The 14,803-nt window shown below is 40.5% G+C and carries 19 protein-coding genes; 12 read left to right on the forward strand and 7 right to left on the reverse strand.

Annotated features, from left to right (window positions below):
• The first annotated feature begins 33 nt into the window (after positions 1 to 33).
• The 8 genes from H625_RS0111075 to H625_RS0111110 all read left to right on the forward strand — a co-directional run bounded on the left by H625_RS0111075 (position 34) and on the right by H625_RS0111110 (position 5,246).
• Positions 34 to 564, forward strand: a complete 531-nt coding sequence (locus H625_RS0111075; RefSeq protein WP_026859968.1) for a biotin transporter BioY — start codon at positions 34 to 36, stop codon at positions 562 to 564.
• Positions 565 to 657: 93 nt separating this feature from the next.
• Positions 658 to 900 carry a NifU family protein gene (locus H625_RS0111080; protein WP_026859969.1) on the forward strand — a complete coding sequence of 81 codons (243 nt, stop codon included), beginning with the start codon at positions 658 to 660 and terminating at the stop codon, positions 898 to 900.
• Positions 901 to 961: 61 nt separating this feature from the next.
• Positions 962 to 1,207, forward strand: coding sequence for a DUF1450 domain-containing protein (locus H625_RS0111085; RefSeq protein WP_026859970.1), 246 nt, complete (start codon positions 962 to 964; stop codon positions 1,205 to 1,207).
• A gap of 88 nt (positions 1,208 to 1,295) precedes the next feature.
• Entirely contained in the window at positions 1,296 to 1,655 is a 360-nt protein-coding gene (locus H625_RS0111090; protein ID WP_026859971.1) for a HesB/IscA family protein, read from the forward strand.
• 115 nt (positions 1,656 to 1,770) lie between these two features.
• A complete protein-coding gene (locus tag H625_RS0111095) occupies positions 1,771 to 2,982 on the forward strand; it encodes an NAD(P)/FAD-dependent oxidoreductase (RefSeq protein WP_026859972.1) in 1,212 nt (403 codons plus the stop codon).
• A gap of 76 nt (positions 2,983 to 3,058) precedes the next feature.
• Positions 3,059 to 3,376 (forward strand): YuiB family protein, encoded by a 318-nt coding sequence (locus H625_RS0111100; RefSeq protein WP_026859973.1) that lies wholly within the window; start codon positions 3,059 to 3,061, stop codon positions 3,374 to 3,376.
• Between the two features lie 12 nt (positions 3,377 to 3,388).
• The gene (locus tag H625_RS0111105; protein ID WP_051239075.1) at positions 3,389 to 4,879 is read left to right on the forward strand and encodes a leucyl aminopeptidase family protein; all 1,491 of its coding nucleotides are present in this window, start codon (positions 3,389 to 3,391) and stop codon (positions 4,877 to 4,879) included.
• Positions 4,872 to 5,246 carry a PaaI family thioesterase gene (locus tag H625_RS0111110; protein WP_026859975.1) on the forward strand — a complete coding sequence of 125 codons (375 nt, stop codon included), beginning with the start codon at positions 4,872 to 4,874 and terminating at the stop codon, positions 5,244 to 5,246. The genes H625_RS0111105 and H625_RS0111110 overlap by 8 nt, the downstream gene beginning before the upstream one ends.
• Before the next feature lie 416 nt (positions 5,247 to 5,662).
• Here H625_RS0111110 and mnhG read toward each other — a convergent pair whose 3' ends face one another.
• From mnhG to H625_RS0111145, 7 genes are read right to left on the reverse strand one after another with little or no spacing between them, the layout of a single operon-like run.
• Positions 5,663 to 6,079, reverse strand: a complete 417-nt coding sequence (gene mnhG / locus H625_RS0111115; RefSeq protein ID WP_026859976.1) for a monovalent cation/H(+) antiporter subunit G — start codon at positions 6,077 to 6,079, stop codon at positions 5,663 to 5,665.
• Complete coding sequence (locus H625_RS0111120) at positions 6,057 to 6,356, reverse strand: Na(+)/H(+) antiporter subunit F1 (RefSeq protein ID WP_026859977.1); 300 nt, start codon at positions 6,354 to 6,356, stop codon at positions 6,057 to 6,059. The genes mnhG and H625_RS0111120 overlap by 23 nt, the downstream gene beginning before the upstream one ends.
• Positions 6,353 to 6,832 (reverse strand): Na+/H+ antiporter subunit E, encoded by a 480-nt coding sequence (locus H625_RS0111125; protein ID WP_026859978.1) that lies wholly within the window; start codon positions 6,830 to 6,832, stop codon positions 6,353 to 6,355. The genes H625_RS0111120 and H625_RS0111125 overlap by 4 nt, the downstream gene beginning before the upstream one ends.
• The gene (locus H625_RS0111130) at positions 6,833 to 8,326 is read right to left on the reverse strand and encodes a Na+/H+ antiporter subunit D (RefSeq protein WP_026859979.1); all 1,494 of its coding nucleotides are present in this window, start codon (positions 8,324 to 8,326) and stop codon (positions 6,833 to 6,835) included.
• Positions 8,316 to 8,657 carry a Na(+)/H(+) antiporter subunit C gene (locus tag H625_RS0111135; protein WP_026859980.1) on the reverse strand — a complete coding sequence of 114 codons (342 nt, stop codon included), beginning with the start codon at positions 8,655 to 8,657 and terminating at the stop codon, positions 8,316 to 8,318. The genes H625_RS0111130 and H625_RS0111135 overlap by 11 nt, the downstream gene beginning before the upstream one ends.
• A complete protein-coding gene (locus H625_RS0111140) occupies positions 8,657 to 9,124 on the reverse strand; it encodes a Na(+)/H(+) antiporter subunit B (protein ID WP_051239076.1) in 468 nt (155 codons plus the stop codon). The genes H625_RS0111135 and H625_RS0111140 overlap by 1 nt, the downstream gene beginning before the upstream one ends.
• On the reverse strand, positions 9,108 to 11,507 hold the full coding sequence (locus H625_RS0111145; protein WP_026859982.1) for a Na+/H+ antiporter subunit A: 2,400 nt from the start codon (positions 11,505 to 11,507) through the stop codon (positions 9,108 to 9,110). The genes H625_RS0111140 and H625_RS0111145 overlap by 17 nt, the downstream gene beginning before the upstream one ends.
• Before the next feature lie 208 nt (positions 11,508 to 11,715).
• On the opposite strand from H625_RS0111145, the gene H625_RS0111150 reads away from it, so the two are divergent.
• From H625_RS0111150 to H625_RS0111165, 4 genes are all read left to right on the forward strand, one after another.
• Positions 11,716 to 12,306 carry a peptidylprolyl isomerase gene (locus tag H625_RS0111150; protein ID WP_026859983.1) on the forward strand — a complete coding sequence of 197 codons (591 nt, stop codon included), beginning with the start codon at positions 11,716 to 11,718 and terminating at the stop codon, positions 12,304 to 12,306.
• A gap of 187 nt (positions 12,307 to 12,493) precedes the next feature.
• The gene (locus H625_RS0111155) at positions 12,494 to 12,715 is read left to right on the forward strand and encodes a hypothetical protein (RefSeq protein WP_342664949.1); all 222 of its coding nucleotides are present in this window, start codon (positions 12,494 to 12,496) and stop codon (positions 12,713 to 12,715) included.
• 199 nt (positions 12,716 to 12,914) lie between these two features.
• Positions 12,915 to 13,292, forward strand: coding sequence for a S1 domain-containing post-transcriptional regulator Ygs (gene ygs, locus H625_RS0111160; protein WP_026859985.1), 378 nt, complete (start codon positions 12,915 to 12,917; stop codon positions 13,290 to 13,292).
• A gap of 274 nt (positions 13,293 to 13,566) precedes the next feature.
• Positions 13,567 to 14,766 (forward strand): ornithine--oxo-acid transaminase, encoded by a 1,200-nt coding sequence (locus H625_RS0111165; RefSeq protein WP_026859986.1) that lies wholly within the window; start codon positions 13,567 to 13,569, stop codon positions 14,764 to 14,766.
• The last annotated feature ends 37 nt before the right edge of the window (positions 14,767 to 14,803 follow it).

A 14,803-nucleotide genomic window follows, 5' to 3' on the forward strand; every position in this document is an offset into this window, starting at 1 on the left:
GATATAACTAATCAAAATTACAGGAGTAATAATATGAAAACTAAACATCTTGTTTTTGCTGCATTATTTACTGCACTGATTGCTGTCGGTGCACAAATCAGAATTCCTCTTGGCCCGATACCGTTTACGCTGCAGGTGCCGATGGTGCTCCTGGCTGGAATGCTGCTTGGGAAGAAATTGGGATTAATTTCAATTACAGCATATATATTTATCGGCCTGATCGGTATTCCGGTCTTTGCAGGCTCCGGAGGCTTAGGGTCTCTCGTATCACCGTCATTCGGATTTGTGCTCGGTTTCATTCCCGGTGTAGTGATTACAGCTGTCGGCGGCAATGAACATACGGGACGAATGATTACCTTTACGCTCTTAGGTATGGTGACGATATTTATATGCGGTGTGCTTTATTTCGCGTTTATTATGAATACGGTAATCGGAACTCCTATGTCTCTGACGGAAATATTAATGGCTGCGGTCGTACCGTTTTTAATTAAGGATGTCATATTAGCCGTGTTAACGGTCATGTTTGCGAAGACTTTAACACAGAGAGGACTTATGCTGGCGTAAAAATAGGACTTTCAAATGATGGATTTTTAAGAGAATTTCTATTATAATGTTCTATATATAGAAAATGCTCATAAATGATTGGAGTGAAGTATAATGGCAGTCAGTCAGGATACAATGTATGAACAAGTTGAAGAAGTATTAGATAAATTACGTCCCTTCCTTCTGCGTGATGGCGGAGACGTTGAACTCGTAGATGTTGAAGACGGTATTGTGAAGCTCAGACTTCTAGGCGCATGCGGAACATGCCCAAGCTCAACGATTACTCTTAAAGCCGGTATCGAACGTGCACTTCTTGAAGAAGTACCAGGTTTTGTTGAAATCGAGCAAGTGTTTTAAATTGCAACTAGAGACGTGACGTCTCTAGTTTTTTTATTTTTTAAGGTGGGGAGCATGACCAATGTATACAATTGTAGAATTTTGCAACGCTAATATGCAAAAGGGAGCTCACGATGTGTATGCTCAGCTGGATAAAAATCCGGCAATCGATGTCGTCGATTATGAATGCACAAATAATTGCGGTTTATGCAGTAAAAGTTTTTTCGTTCTCGTAGACGGGGAGATCGTAGCTGCTAAAAATAATGAGCAGCTTCTTGAAAAAACGTATAAACGGATTGATAAAAATAATCAGGCATTTGATGAGTGAACTCATCATTGGTGCTAACGTTTTTCGTATAGTATAATTAAGATATTGAGATTTTTATAACAAAGTATTTAGAACAGGAGTGATTTTTATGTCATCAGTAACACTGACAGAAAGTGCGGCGTACGAAGTTAAAGATATGCTGAAAGCAAATGACATGTCGGAAGGTTTCCTGCGCTTTAAAATTCAAGGTGGAGGCTGTACGGGATTAACGTACGGTATGGCTGCAGAAGGTGAAGCATCGGAAAAGGATGAAGTATTCGAATTTCACGGTGTTAAAATGCTCGTTGCCAAAATGGATCTGCCTGTTGTAGACGGTACTGTGATTGATTTTAAACAGTCGCTTATCGGCGGCGGGTTTACGATTGAAAACCCGAATGCAAGCTTGTCATGCGGCTGCGGTTCGTCATTTAGAACTAAAGCAAATGCCGGTGCTCCAGGAGACTGTTAAAATTAGTGAAAACGCTTGAAATATTAACATTTAGTGCTAATATATAAAATGGTATAGAAACTGATATAACAGTTTATAATATATAAAACATATTCGCTGGGAAGGAAAATAAATTATGAGCTATGAAAGAAAAAAAGTCTTAGTACTTGGTGCCGGTTATGCAGGTTTATCTACAATTAGTAAACTGCAGAAAATTATTGGGGTCCAGGAAGCGGACATTACTTTAATTAACAAAAATGAATACCACTATGAGTCTACTTGGCTGCACGAAACTGCAGCAGGTTCAATTAACTGGGAAGACGGTGTTTATCCGATTGCCAAAGTAGTCGATAACATGAAAGTACGTTTTATTCCTGCAGAAGTAACTAAAATTGATCGCGACCAGCAGGTTGTTGAAACCACTCAGGGCGAATTCGAATTCGATACGCTTGTTGTGGCACTAGGATTTGAAAGTGAGTCATTCGGCATTAAAGGAATGGACGAATTTGCAACGACAATCGTCAGCCCGGAAACTGCTGTAACGACTCGCGAAGAGATTGAACAGAACTTTATCAAGTATAAAACATCAAAAGACCCTAAAGATCTTTCTATTCTTGTCGGTGGAGCAGGTTTTACCGGTGTTGAATTCCTGGGTGAACTTGTTGAAACTTTACCTGAGCTGTGCAAAATACATGGTATTGACTACAACGACGTTAAGATTACGTGTGTAGAAGCAATGCCGTCAATGCTGCCAATGTTTTCGGATGAATTAACTCAGTACGCAGTTGATTTCCTTGAATCACGCGGTGTAGAATTTATGCTTGGTACTGCAATTGTTGCAGCAAATGAAAATGGTTTCGTTGTTAAAGTTAACGATGAAGAAGTCCAGCTTGAAGCTTCAAGTGTAGTATGGACAGCGGGTGTACGCGGTTCACGTCTGATGGAAGAGTCTTTTGAAGGCGTTAAACGCGGACGCATTATCGTTAAAGAAGACTTAACAATTGAAGGTTATCCGAATATCTTTGCAATCGGTGACGTAGCAGCTGTAATGAACGGCACTGGCGAAAACGCTCGTCCGTATCCTACAACAGCTCAAATTGCAATGCAGTTAGGTGAGCACACTGCTAAAAACATTAAACTTCAGTTAAACGGTGAGAAAATGGAGCCGTTTGCTTACGATGACAAGGGAACTGTATGTTCACTTGGTGCCAATGACGGAATCGGTGTAGTATTAGGCCGTGAAATCAAAGGTAAATCAGCAGCATTTATGAAGAAAGTCATCGATACACGTGCAGTCCTGAAAATCGGCGGCGTTGTATTAGGTGCAACAAAAGGTAAATTCCTGTAATTTTAAAAAAATCAGCATTATGCATGGGTATATATAATGCCCATGCTTTTATTTTTTGGAGGAAACAATTATGGCAATGAATATCGTCCAGCTGTTTATATCTGTGCTGCTGTATTTTGTCTTGTTTTATGGAATCAGTTTTATTCTGAACATGATTTTAAAAATGACATGGATTATGGCGTTCGTTTATCCGGTAATAGTGTTATGGATTATCGGCAGAGTATCATTATTTGACTACATAGCAAGTCCCGGTGAATCCTTCGGTATTTTATGGGATAATATCATCGGTATATCAATGTTTGATGTTATCATTTTAGGCAGTGGATTTATCGGAATTATTTTAGCAGGCATGACAATACGCTACTTAAGAAAAGCAGGTTATCAAATGTTTTAGGGGGAACACATTTTGAATATTAAATTTGAAGAAAAATACATTGCTGACGATTCAGCAATTGTGATCGGTCTACCTGAAAATATAAAAGAGCTGAAGAATTTCGATGAACTCGATACATTATTAAATGGTTTAACTGAAGAGATTATTTCGGCAAACGTACTGTCTGATACATTCGGTAAAGTGACAACGACCGGTGTTACTATTCAGCGTCAATACCGTAAAGTTGTAGCTGTCGGTTTAGGAGACAGCAGTGAATTAACTGCGCTGAAAGTACAAAAAGCTGTCGGTAAACTGTTCCAGTTTATGGACGGGGAAAAAGACAGCCAAGCTCAGTTTATTTTAGATACATTTGCTTTTGAACCTAAAGAAGTCGCTGATGCAATAGGCATGATGTCTGCAGTAAGCAATCACGTACTGATGGGTTATGATACGTCCGATAAAAAGCAGTTCCGCGATGAATTGGATGTCACACTGATTACAAAAGAAGATGTGAAAGCTGGTTACGATCACGGAGCAGCACTTGGCAACAGTATTATACTTGCCAGAGATTTCGCGACAATGCCGCCTAACTTGCTGTATCCGGAAAGTTTTGCCGATGAAGTGGCCGTGCAGTTTAAAGAACGCCCATATATAAAAGGTGAAGTAAAAGACTTCGATACACTCGTTCAGGAAGGATTCGGACTGCTGGCAGCAGTAGGTAAAGCATCTGTCAGAAAGCCGAGACTCGTAACGATTGAGTATAAGCATCCAGATGCGCAAAGCGACGAGCCAATCGCATTAGTTGGTAAAGGAATTACTTACGACTCAGGCGGCTATTCGCTTAAAACACGTACAGGCATGCGCTCAATGAAGTATGATATGAGCGGTGCAGCAAACGTTGTTGGCATGATGGACGCGATATCGAAATTAGAACTGCCGGTTCACGTTGTTGCAGTGCTTGCACTCGCAGAAAACATGGTGGATGGCAATGGTATGCGGCCTGACGATGTATATCAATCGCTGTCAGGAAAAACAGTTGAAGTATCAAATACTGATGCTGAAGGCAGACTTGTACTGGCTGATGCTGTGTACTACGCTTCAACGACGTATAACCCTAAAATAATGATGGACTTTGCGACGCTGACAGGTGCAGTGATACAGGCAATCGGTGAAGACCGTACCGGTGTATTTACAAACCAGGGCAGAAAATTTATCAATAACCTTTTAATCAGCAGCAAAGTGACAGGCGAAGACATCTGGCATTTGCCGATATCGGAACTTGAAGACGACAGAGTAAAACAATCTGACATTGCAGATTTAATTAATGCAGACTTTAAGCCGGGCGGAGCATCATTTGCCGCTGCATTTATTAACCAGTTTACAGAAGAAACACCGTGGGTACATTTTGATATAGCAGGCACAAGCAATACATCAAGTACAACACCATTCGCTAAAAAAGGATCTACAGGTGTAATGATTCGGACGATAGTGGACTTAATCGAATCGGGTACGCTGTATGAATAAAGGGGTACTAAAAACACTTGGCATTACAATTACAGTTGATGAGATTGGTAAATGTGCAGTAGAAATGCCGATTACTGAAAAAGTACTTCAGCCATTCGGATACGTGCACGGCGGTGTTAATGTCTTACTGGCAGAAACTGCAGCAAGCATGGGTGCATTTAAGATGATTGCCGATGATGAGATAGCCTTCGGAATGGAGATCAATGCCAATCATCTGAGAGCGAAACGTGAAGGCACACTGACAGCAACTGCACTTTTAAAACACGGCGGCTCAACATCACAAGTATGGGAAATCGAAGTGACCGATGAAGACGACGAGCTGGTAGCATTAAGCAGATGTACCGTGGCAATAAGGAAAAAGAGATAATTAAATAAAGATTAGTAGAGGGAATCCGCAGTGCTGTGGATTCCCTCTTTTGTGATGCAAGTTTCTGGGACTGGCATGAACGGGTATCATGTGTATCCGAGCCTCGCGGGACTGGCGTGAACGGGTATCATGTGTATCCCAACCTCACGGGACTGGCATGAACGGGTGTCATGTGTATCCGAGCCTCGCGGGACTGGCGTGAACGGGTATCATGTGTATCCGAGCCTCGCGGGACTGGCGTGAACGGATATCATGTGTATCCCAACCTCACGGGACTGGCATGAACGGGTATCATGTGTATCCCAGCCACAAGGGACTGGCATGAACGGGTGTCATGTGTATCCTGAACCAAGAACACGAAAAATCTTTATTAAACAAAAAAATTCCTCCGGAAATTTCCGGAGGAATAAATTAAATTAATCGTTCAGTTCTTTATTTTTACTGCGTTCAATTTTTAATCTTACAGTTTCTTCTGTTTCAACTTCAGAGCCTGTTTCATCTCGTTTCAATTCGTTAAGAATTGTCAGCTGATAAGGTTCAACATCGGAGTGAAAGGCGCTTCTTGCAACAAGATGTGCGCCGACAGGTGCAGAGATGAAAATGAATAACACAGCCAGCAGTAGCTGCGTATCCACTTCTGCATGGTAATACGCAAAGTATATAAATACTCCTATAAGTGTCATTCCAACACCGAGCGTTGAACTTTTCGAAGCTGCGTGCAATCTTGTGTATGTATCCGGAAGGCGGATTACACCGACTGCTGAAACAATTGTGAAAAAGGCGCCGCCGATTAAGAAAAATGTGATCAGACTAACTATTATTATCTCTGTCATTTTCAATAATCACACCTTTCTCCAGGAATTTGGCAAAGCCGATAGTTGCGATAAATCCGATCATACCGATCAGCATAATGACGACGAGCAGGTATGATGTATCGAGTGCTATCGATACCAGTCCGATCATTCCCATCAGCGTGACACCGAATGTATCTAGTGTAATAACTCTGTCATGCAGTGTCGGTCCTTTAAGAACTCTGTAAATCATACCGAGCATTGCGAATGCGAATGCAATGATACAGATGATAACTACTATATTGATAAAGTTTGTCATGGTTTAGCCACCTCTTTTATTACATTTTCAAAAGAAGTTTTAATGTTAGCAATTTCTGCATCAGCATCGTCCATATCGAGACCGTGAATATAAATAATAGAGTAGTCTTCGGAAATAGCTACCACAACTGTACCCGGTGTTAAAGTAATCAGGGTGGACAGCAGTGCGACTTCCCATTCTTCTTCAAGATCATTTGGATAAGCATAGAATCCGGGATGAATGTCAATTTTAGGTGCCATTACGATGCGTACTACATCGACGTTGGCTTTTACCAACTCAATGATAAAGACGAGGAACAGACGTATCATCCAGTACAGACGCTTCAGATAAAAACGGCCGGGCAGGAAGTTGCGCAGTATATAAACAGCTACGAGCCCGATTATATACCCGGTAACGAATGTCCCGACAGTAAAGTCTCCATTCATAAATACCCATAAAAATGCTAAAACGATGTTAATTAAAAGTTGAAATGACAATTATTCCACCCCCATCAAATAATTAGAGTATGAAGACGGGTTGTAGAATGATTCTGCCGCCATTTCAAAGATAGGGAATAAGAAATCAGCTGAGAGTCCGAATACAGTTGAGACGATTACAAGTCCGATAGCCGAAAACAGTAACTTATCTGATTTGATATTTTTAAGCTCAATCGGCTCAACAGGTTCTCCCCAAAATACTTTGATGAATATTTTCATAATGCTGTATAACACAATCAGGCTCGACAGCAGCACGATGACAGCAGCGATTGCATGCCCGTTATCAAATGCAGACTCGACGATAAATAACTTACCGAAAAAGCCTGGGAACGGGGGAACACCTGCGAGTGAGAGACTGGCGACAAAGAACATCCAGCCCGCAACAGGGTGCTGCTTAATCAGCCCGCCAAGATCAGCTGCATCGTTTTTACCTGTCCGGTAAATAATGAAGCCGATCAAAAGGAACAGTGCTGCTTTAATAACAATATCGTGGATCAGATAGTACATCGCACCTACAGTGCCGGCGTAGTCCATCATTGAGAATCCAACGATAATCACACCGATTGCAATCATAATATTATAGATAATAATTTGTTTCATATCAGTGTAGGCAAGAGCTCCGATACAGCCGGCTACAATTGTTAATAGTGCCAGCAGCAGAAGTATCTGATGGGTGTAAGCTACGTCAGTAGTAAAGAATAGTGAATATGTTCTTGCAATTGCATAAACACCAACTTTAGTTAGCAGTGCGCCGAACAATGCAATTACCGGAATTGGCGGTGCACTGTAGGAGCCGGGCATCCAGAAATATAACGGGAACAAGCCTGCTTTTGTAGCAAAAACGAATATAAATACAACCGAGATAATTGTCATTATGGCAAGGCTGCCTTCATAACTCGAAAGTTTGATATGGATGTCAGCCATATTAAGTGATCCTGTAACGGAATACAGATATGCAAGTCCTACCAGGAAGAAGTTTGATGACACAATATTAACAACCAGGTACTTAAACCCTTCCTGCAGCTGGACTTTACGGCTGCCTAATGTAATTAATACATACGACGCGAGCAGGAATACTTCGAAAAACACAAACATATTGAAAAGGTCACCTGTAGTAAAGGCGCCATTTATTCCCGTAATCATAAACAGAACCATAGGATAATAATAATATTTCTCTCTTTCATATCCAATTGACTGGAATGAATAAATGATAACGAAAAACATTACAATTGATGTTGTAAACACTAAAAGAGCAGCGGTCATATCATAAACAACACTAATACCGAATGGCGCTGACCAATTACCAAGATAAGTAACCATCGTACCGTTAATATATACATAATAGATGTTAAATGCTGCAAAACCAATCAAGATTAAACCAGCTACAGCCGATATAATTCGATGAGGCATCGGACGTTTGCCGATAAACAGCATAATGACACCGGCAATGAACGGAAGTATGACTGGGAGCATAGGTAGTATGTTAGTCGTCATGTGGAACTCCTTTCATATCTTCAGTGTTATCCGTACCGAGCTCTTTATAATTTCTGAGCAGAAGTACGAGACTGTATGAAGTCAGTGCAAATGAAATTACAATTGCTGTCAGAATTAAAGCCTGGGGCAGTGGATCAGAATAAGAAGTAACTGCCTCATCAAGAACCGGCACGCTGCCCCGTTTTAACTGTCCCATAGTCAGAATCATTAAGTGTACTCCATGAGACAGAATCGAAAGGCCGATGATAATACGCAACACACTTTTCGATAAAATTAAATAAGTCGCACTGGCAATTAGTATTCCTGATAAAAATATAGTGACGAGTTCCATTATTCTTCTGTCCCCCCAACGAGTGTAATAATCAATAATGATGTCCCAGCGACAATAAGGAATACACCGATATCAAAAAGTACTGCTGTATGGAGTGCAACTTCTCCGAACACCGGCACGTTAATGTATGTATGCTGGTGTGTGAAGAAAGGAACGCCGAAGAAAAATAGCAGCGTAGGTACGAGAATTGCAAATGCCAAACCAACACTGATCATTAAATGAAAGTTGACCGGAATCATTTTCTTAACTGTTTTGTAGTCGTAGGCCATAAGCAGCAGTATGATGGCTGAAGCCGCAAGCAGACCGCCGACGAAACCGCCGCCCGGTGTGTAGTGACCTGCCAGAAATAGGTTTACAGCAAACAACAGGATGATGAGAAATATCACTTTAGAAGTGAATTGTATAAACACATCATTCATCTGGCGTTGAACTTTACCGTAGCCAGCTCTTTTAAGCGTGCTCTTCATTGTCATCATCCTTTCTTGATACTTTTGCTTTCATCAATGCATAAATTCCAATTCCAGCGATTCCGAAGACCAGAGTTTCCATTAAGGTATCGTAACCACGGAAGTCTACCAGTATTACGTTTACCATATTACCTCCGGCAGCCAGATCATAGACGTGATCAATGTGATACTGACTGATCGATTCAAACAGTCTGTTTGAATATGCTGCCAGACCAAACAGAATAACGATAACTCCGACACCTGCAGAGACGATAAAGTTCGTAAATTTAAATTTAATGCTTTCTTCATGTTTCGAGCGTTTCGGCAGATGATAAAAACAAACGAGGAATAATGTCGTCGTTACTGTTTCTATCGCAAGCTGAGTGAGTGCAAGGTCCGGCGCTCTGAAGAATGCGAAGAACAATGCCATTGAAAACCCTATTGCCCCGAGCATAATAATCGAAACCATGCGTGAGCGTGTCATCATAATAATTGCTAGAGACACTAAAATGATGAGTACGAGAGCCATGTCCTGAATACCGACTTCAGCGAAGTCATCAAATGTAATCGGCAGTCCCGTATAGAAAGTCGTAACGATACCGAGAACGACGAAGAATCCGAAAATATAAACCATGTAATCTCTCAGGAAGCCGCTCATAATACCGTCTGTCGCTTTAGCTGAGCCAAGCTGGCTGTATATAAGACCCTGATCGTATAAATGATTCAAAGTAAATTGCTCTTTGTGATAATCGTAAATGAACATCCAGCTGCTTCTGAATAAGTAAAGCACTGTACCGATTACAACTATGGCGACTGTCGCCCACAGTGCAGGATTATCAAACCCATGCCAGTGTGAAATTTTAGTATTCAATGCCGTATCTGTACCGAGTATGCTCATTGCTGCAGGATCGATAATTGAACCTGACAGAATGTTCGGGAACAATCCGAAAATTATAACCAGTGACGATAAAATAATCGGTGAAGCCAGTAATAATTTTGGAGCTTCATGCGGCTCTTTCGGCGTATCATGTGTACGTTTGCCGAAGAAAACACCGTGAATTAATTTAATAGAATAAACGAATGTGAAAATACTGCCGACGATTGCAAGAATCGGGAACAGTACACTCCAGTCAGCCAGCACACTGAAGTTCGCATTGCTTATTTCAAACATTGCCTCAAGGAACAATTCTTTTGACAGGAATCCGTTAAATGGAGGAATACCTGCCATCGATAATGCTGTAACCAGTGTCATTGTAAATGTAATAGGCATCAGCGTCATTAAGCCGCCGAGTTTCTTCATGCTGCGTGTGCCGGTTTCGTGATCGAGAATACCGGCAACCATGAACAGCGCCCCTTTAAATGTTGCGTGGTTAATAATATGAAACACTGCAGCAACGACTGCGACTGTGAAAATCTGTTCGTTGGCACCTGTAGATACTGCAAGTGCCCCGACTCCGAGGAGACTCATAATGAGACCGAGCTGTGACACGGTCGAGTATGCAAGTATTGCTTTTAGGTCATCCTGTTTAATGGCGTTGAATGAAGCCCAGAACAGTGTGACAAGACCGATAACTAAAATCATCCATACCCATAATTCGCTGAATGCGAAAACCGGTGTAAATCTTGCAACTAAATAGAGACCAGCTTTAACCATCGTAGCTGAGTGCAGGTAAGCACTGACCGGTGTCGGTGCTTCCATAGCGTCCGGCAGCCATATGTAAAACGGAAACTGTGCAGATTTGGTAAACGCACCGAGCAGTACTAGAACAACTGCCAGCGGTGTGAGAGGGCTTGCCATGATTAAATCAACATTGGCAATCATCTCTCTAATGCTGAACGTATCTGTAATAAGATGCAGAATAATAAATCCTCCGAGCATCATAAATCCGCCGAAGAAAGTGATCAGCATTGATTTTTGTGCACCGTAAATCGATTTCTCTTTAGTAAACCAGAAAGCGATTAACAGGAAACTGGAAATTGAAGTCAGTTCCCAGAAGAAGTAGAGCATTAAAATATTGTCACTTAAAACTACTCCGAGCATGGCAGTCATAAAGATAAGCAAGTAGACATAAAAATTGCCAAGCTTTTCGTCTTTTGATAAGTAGCCGATAGAATATAATACTACCAGCGCACCAATACCGGAAATGAGTATTGCAAACAGTAAGCCGAGACCATCTATGTAGACGTCAAAATTCAGCCCGATACGGGGCATTAAATTCAATGTATGATGGAAAACTTGATTATTAGCAATAGAAGGTATTAAGCTAAATAAGTATGCGACTATCACAGTCGGAATAGGTAAAACAAACCAACCGAGATGTACATCTTTAACATACCTGTAGATTATTGCGATTGCGATTGCAGCAATAACAGGTAAAAATATTGCGAAATGTATCAATGTCAAAGTGTATCCTCCTCTAACGTTATTATATTTAACCATTATACATTAATATTAATTGTAAATAAACGCTTACGGTTTGAAATTTCAGGCTATTCTCGTATACTGTATATATAGTAGTAAGTAGTATTGAATTTAAAATATTTATTTTTTTAATTTCATTATTACTGCTGCAAAAATGAAATTAATAAAATTTTTCCAGGAGGCCAAATTCATGGCATATTCACAATTAACAACAGAAGTTTTAGAAGGCGAAACAAAAGCGGTAATTAGAACAAACATGGGTGACGTAACAGTTAAGCTGTTAAACAATGTTGCACCTAAAACTGTAGAGAACTTTGTAACACACGCGAAAAATAAATATTACGATGGATTAATTTTCCACAGAGTAATTAAAGACTTCATGATTCAGGGCGGCGACCCGACTGGTACAGGCATGGGCGGAGAAAGTATTTGGGGAGAAGCATTCGAAGATGAATTTTCCACAGATGCATTCAACCTGTACGGCGCACTGTCTATGGCTAATGCGGGACCAAACACAAACGGCTCACAGTTCTTTATCGTACAGCTGAAAGACGTACCGGCTGATATGATTTCACAACTTGAAGGTGCGGGTTACCCGGCTGAAATCGTTGAAAGCTACAAAAAACACGGTGGAACTCCCTGGTTAGATCAGAGACATACTGTTTTCGGACATGTTATTGAAGGTCTTGATATTATCGAGAAAATTGCTGACGTTAAAACAGGAAGACAGGACAAGCCTGCTGAAGATGTAATCATCGAAACAATTGAAGTAACAGAATAATATATGTAATTAAGAGATGTGCAGCCGTGTATTTAATACAGGCTGTGCATTTTTATTTTGAAAAAAGAAGGGAAATATATACATATTTAATATAGATATTACAAAAATCCTGCTGAAAGTATCACAAATTAGTCATTATTATAATATTTAATCCATAAAACACTCTGATATACTTGTGTGTGTAAAGGTGAGTGATTTAAAAATGATGCCGTTCCTTTATTTCCCGGAAGATAAAACGGAATACATTCCAGCTCTTATCATGTTACTTCTTTTTATATTACTTGCGTTTATCGTGTACAAACTTATTAAAAAATATTCGCGCAATGAAGAAGAGAAGATGAAAGAATTCGAAGAAAAAGTTCTCGAAAGACTTGAACATGAGTATAAGGATGACTCCACACGGAAATAGTAATCTAACTAAAATAAGAAACCTATTATTTCTGTGTGCGACCTCAGAGCTCCGCAGATTTACATAACTGATATGAAAAATACGCGCACATATGCCATCTTGGTGTATGTGTTTTGCTATGTTATTTTTTTGGTTACTTCAGCTAACTGTGTTAAAATGGTGATGGATTTAATAAAAGAAGTAAATAAGTAGGGATAACATGGCAAAAAAATACCGGATCGGCCAGTTCGTCAAAGTGAAAATTACTGGTATTCAGTCGTACGGTGCTTTTGTCAAAACTCCTGATAATCGTGATGGTCTGATCCATATTTCTGAAGTGATGAACGATTACGTTCACGATGTGAATCAATATTTATCTAAAGGCCAAATAGTAAAGGCTAAAATTGTCAGCATTGATGAAAACGGTAAAATCAGCTTATCATTGAAAGAAAATGAATACTTTAAGAACGAAGAGAAAAAAAGAGATAAGCGTTCTGTATTAGAGAAGATCAAGGATACCGAGAAATACGGTTTCCAGACGCTGGCAGAACGAATGCCGCTCTGGATAGAAGAGGCAAAAGAACGTATGAAAGAATAATGCCAGTAGTAAAACCTGTAATAATTACAGGTTTTTTATTTTATCTTCCGATGAATATATATTCATTCTAAATGTATTTATTCCACTGGAATTACGGCTTAATAAGTATAAAACACCAGTTTAATGTATACGTTTTCAAACTTTGCAAAGACTATTGGAACACGGTTTAATAAATCTCTTGATAATAATGTTAATTACAGTCATGATGGTGATGAATACATATTTAATAATGTATATTTAAATGACTTTTTAAACATAAAAGGGGGAGAAATTAATGAGAAGTGAAGAAATCATCAAAAAGACAGAACGGTATGATACGGATATTTATAAACCGCTGCCGATTGTAATTTCTGAAGCGGAAGGCGTATGGGTGAAAGATCCTGAAGGAAATAAGTATTTGGATATGCTGAGTGCATACTCTGCGGTGAATCAGGGACACCGTCATCCTAAGATTATTCAGGCATTAAAAGATCAGGCGGATAAAGTAACCCTGACATCGAGATCGTTCCACGTCGACTGTCTTGGAGACTGGTTCGAAAAACTCAGTGAAATCTCCGGTAAAGAGAGAGTCCTGCCGATGAATACAGGAGCTGAAGCTGTTGAATCCGCAATTAAGGCGGCGAGACGCTGGGCGTATGAAGTAAAAAGGGTGCCTGATAATCAGGCGGAAGTAATTGCCATGAAAAATAACTTCCACGGCAGAACGATGATTCCAATGTCGATGTCGTCAGAGCCAGAATACAGAAGAGGATTCGGTCCTCTTGGTGAAGGTTTCCAAATTGTTAATTACGGAGATTCAGAAGCGCTGGAAGATGCGATAAATGATAATACTGCTGCAGTTATCTTAGAACCGATTCAAGGTGAAGCGGGTGTTAATATTCCGCCGGAAGGCTATTTAAAAGCAGTGAGAGAAATTTGCGACCGCAACAATGTCCTGTTTATCTCGGATGAAATTCAGGCGGGCCTTGGACGTTCAGGAAAAATGTTTGCAACAGACTGGGATGAAGTCGTGCCTGATATGTACATTTTAGGAAAAGCGCTTGGCGGAGGCGTGTTCCCGGTATCAGTCGTACTTGGTGATGACGAAGTACTTGGTGTACTGAATGAAGGATCGCACGGTTCGACATTCGGCGGCAACCCGCTGGCGGCCAGAGTATCAGAAGCAGCACTAGACGTGATTATCGATGAAAAGCTGTCAGAGCGTTCATTGGAGCTCGGAGAATACCTGCTCGGTGAACTGAAGAAAATCAGCCATGAAGCTATAGTAGACATTCGCGGCAGAGGGCTTTTTATCGGTCTGGAACTTAATAAAAGTGCACGTATATTCTGTGAACAGCTTAAAGATGAAGGCGTGCTCTGCAAAGAAACTCACGGTACGGTAGTGAGATTTGCACCGCCGCTAGTTGTGACGAAAGACGAACTTGACTGGGCCCTCGATAAAGTTAAAAAAGTTTTTAACAAAGATACTTTCTAAAAATAATCTTTATGATACAATATGAGATGAAAACAGT

This window comes from Jeotgalicoccus psychrophilus DSM 19085 (assembly GCF_000425845.1).
Lineage (GTDB): Bacteria > Bacillota > Bacilli > Staphylococcales > Salinicoccaceae > Jeotgalicoccus > Jeotgalicoccus psychrophilus.

What these genes read in the sequence shown, in the direction of transcription:
- H625_RS0111165 (WP_026859986.1), top strand. Translation starts at nt 13,567, where the DNA reads ATGAGAAGTGAAGAAATCATCAAAAAGACAGAACGGTATGATACGGAT.
- H625_RS0111130 (WP_026859979.1), bottom strand. Translation starts at nt 8,326, where the DNA reads ATGACGACTAACATACTACCTATGCTCCCAGTCATACTTCCGTTCATT.
- H625_RS0111080 (WP_026859969.1), top strand. Translation starts at nt 658, where the DNA reads ATGGCAGTCAGTCAGGATACAATGTATGAACAAGTTGAAGAAGTATTA.
- H625_RS0111110 (WP_026859975.1), top strand. Translation starts at nt 4,872, where the DNA reads ATGAATAAAGGGGTACTAAAAACACTTGGCATTACAATTACAGTTGAT.
- H625_RS0111085 (WP_026859970.1), top strand. Translation starts at nt 962, where the DNA reads ATGTATACAATTGTAGAATTTTGCAACGCTAATATGCAAAAGGGAGCT.
- H625_RS0111140 (WP_051239076.1), bottom strand. Translation starts at nt 9,124, where the DNA reads ATGAAGAGCACGCTTAAAAGAGCTGGCTACGGTAAAGTTCAACGCCAG.
- H625_RS0111120 (WP_026859977.1), bottom strand. Translation starts at nt 6,356, where the DNA reads ATGACAAACTTTATCAATATAGTAGTTATCATCTGTATCATTGCATTC.
- mnhG (WP_026859976.1), bottom strand. Translation starts at nt 6,079, where the DNA reads ATGACAGAGATAATAATAGTTAGTCTGATCACATTTTTCTTAATCGGC.
- H625_RS0111100 (WP_026859973.1), top strand. Translation starts at nt 3,059, where the DNA reads ATGAATATCGTCCAGCTGTTTATATCTGTGCTGCTGTATTTTGTCTTG.
- H625_RS0111095 (WP_026859972.1), top strand. Translation starts at nt 1,771, where the DNA reads ATGAGCTATGAAAGAAAAAAAGTCTTAGTACTTGGTGCCGGTTATGCA.
- H625_RS0111075 (WP_026859968.1), top strand. Translation starts at nt 34, where the DNA reads ATGAAAACTAAACATCTTGTTTTTGCTGCATTATTTACTGCACTGATT.
- H625_RS0111150 (WP_026859983.1), top strand. Translation starts at nt 11,716, where the DNA reads ATGGCATATTCACAATTAACAACAGAAGTTTTAGAAGGCGAAACAAAA.
- ygs (WP_026859985.1), top strand. Translation starts at nt 12,915, where the DNA reads ATGGCAAAAAAATACCGGATCGGCCAGTTCGTCAAAGTGAAAATTACT.
- H625_RS0111135 (WP_026859980.1), bottom strand. Translation starts at nt 8,657, where the DNA reads ATGGAACTCGTCACTATATTTTTATCAGGAATACTAATTGCCAGTGCG.
- H625_RS0111090 (WP_026859971.1), top strand. Translation starts at nt 1,296, where the DNA reads ATGTCATCAGTAACACTGACAGAAAGTGCGGCGTACGAAGTTAAAGAT.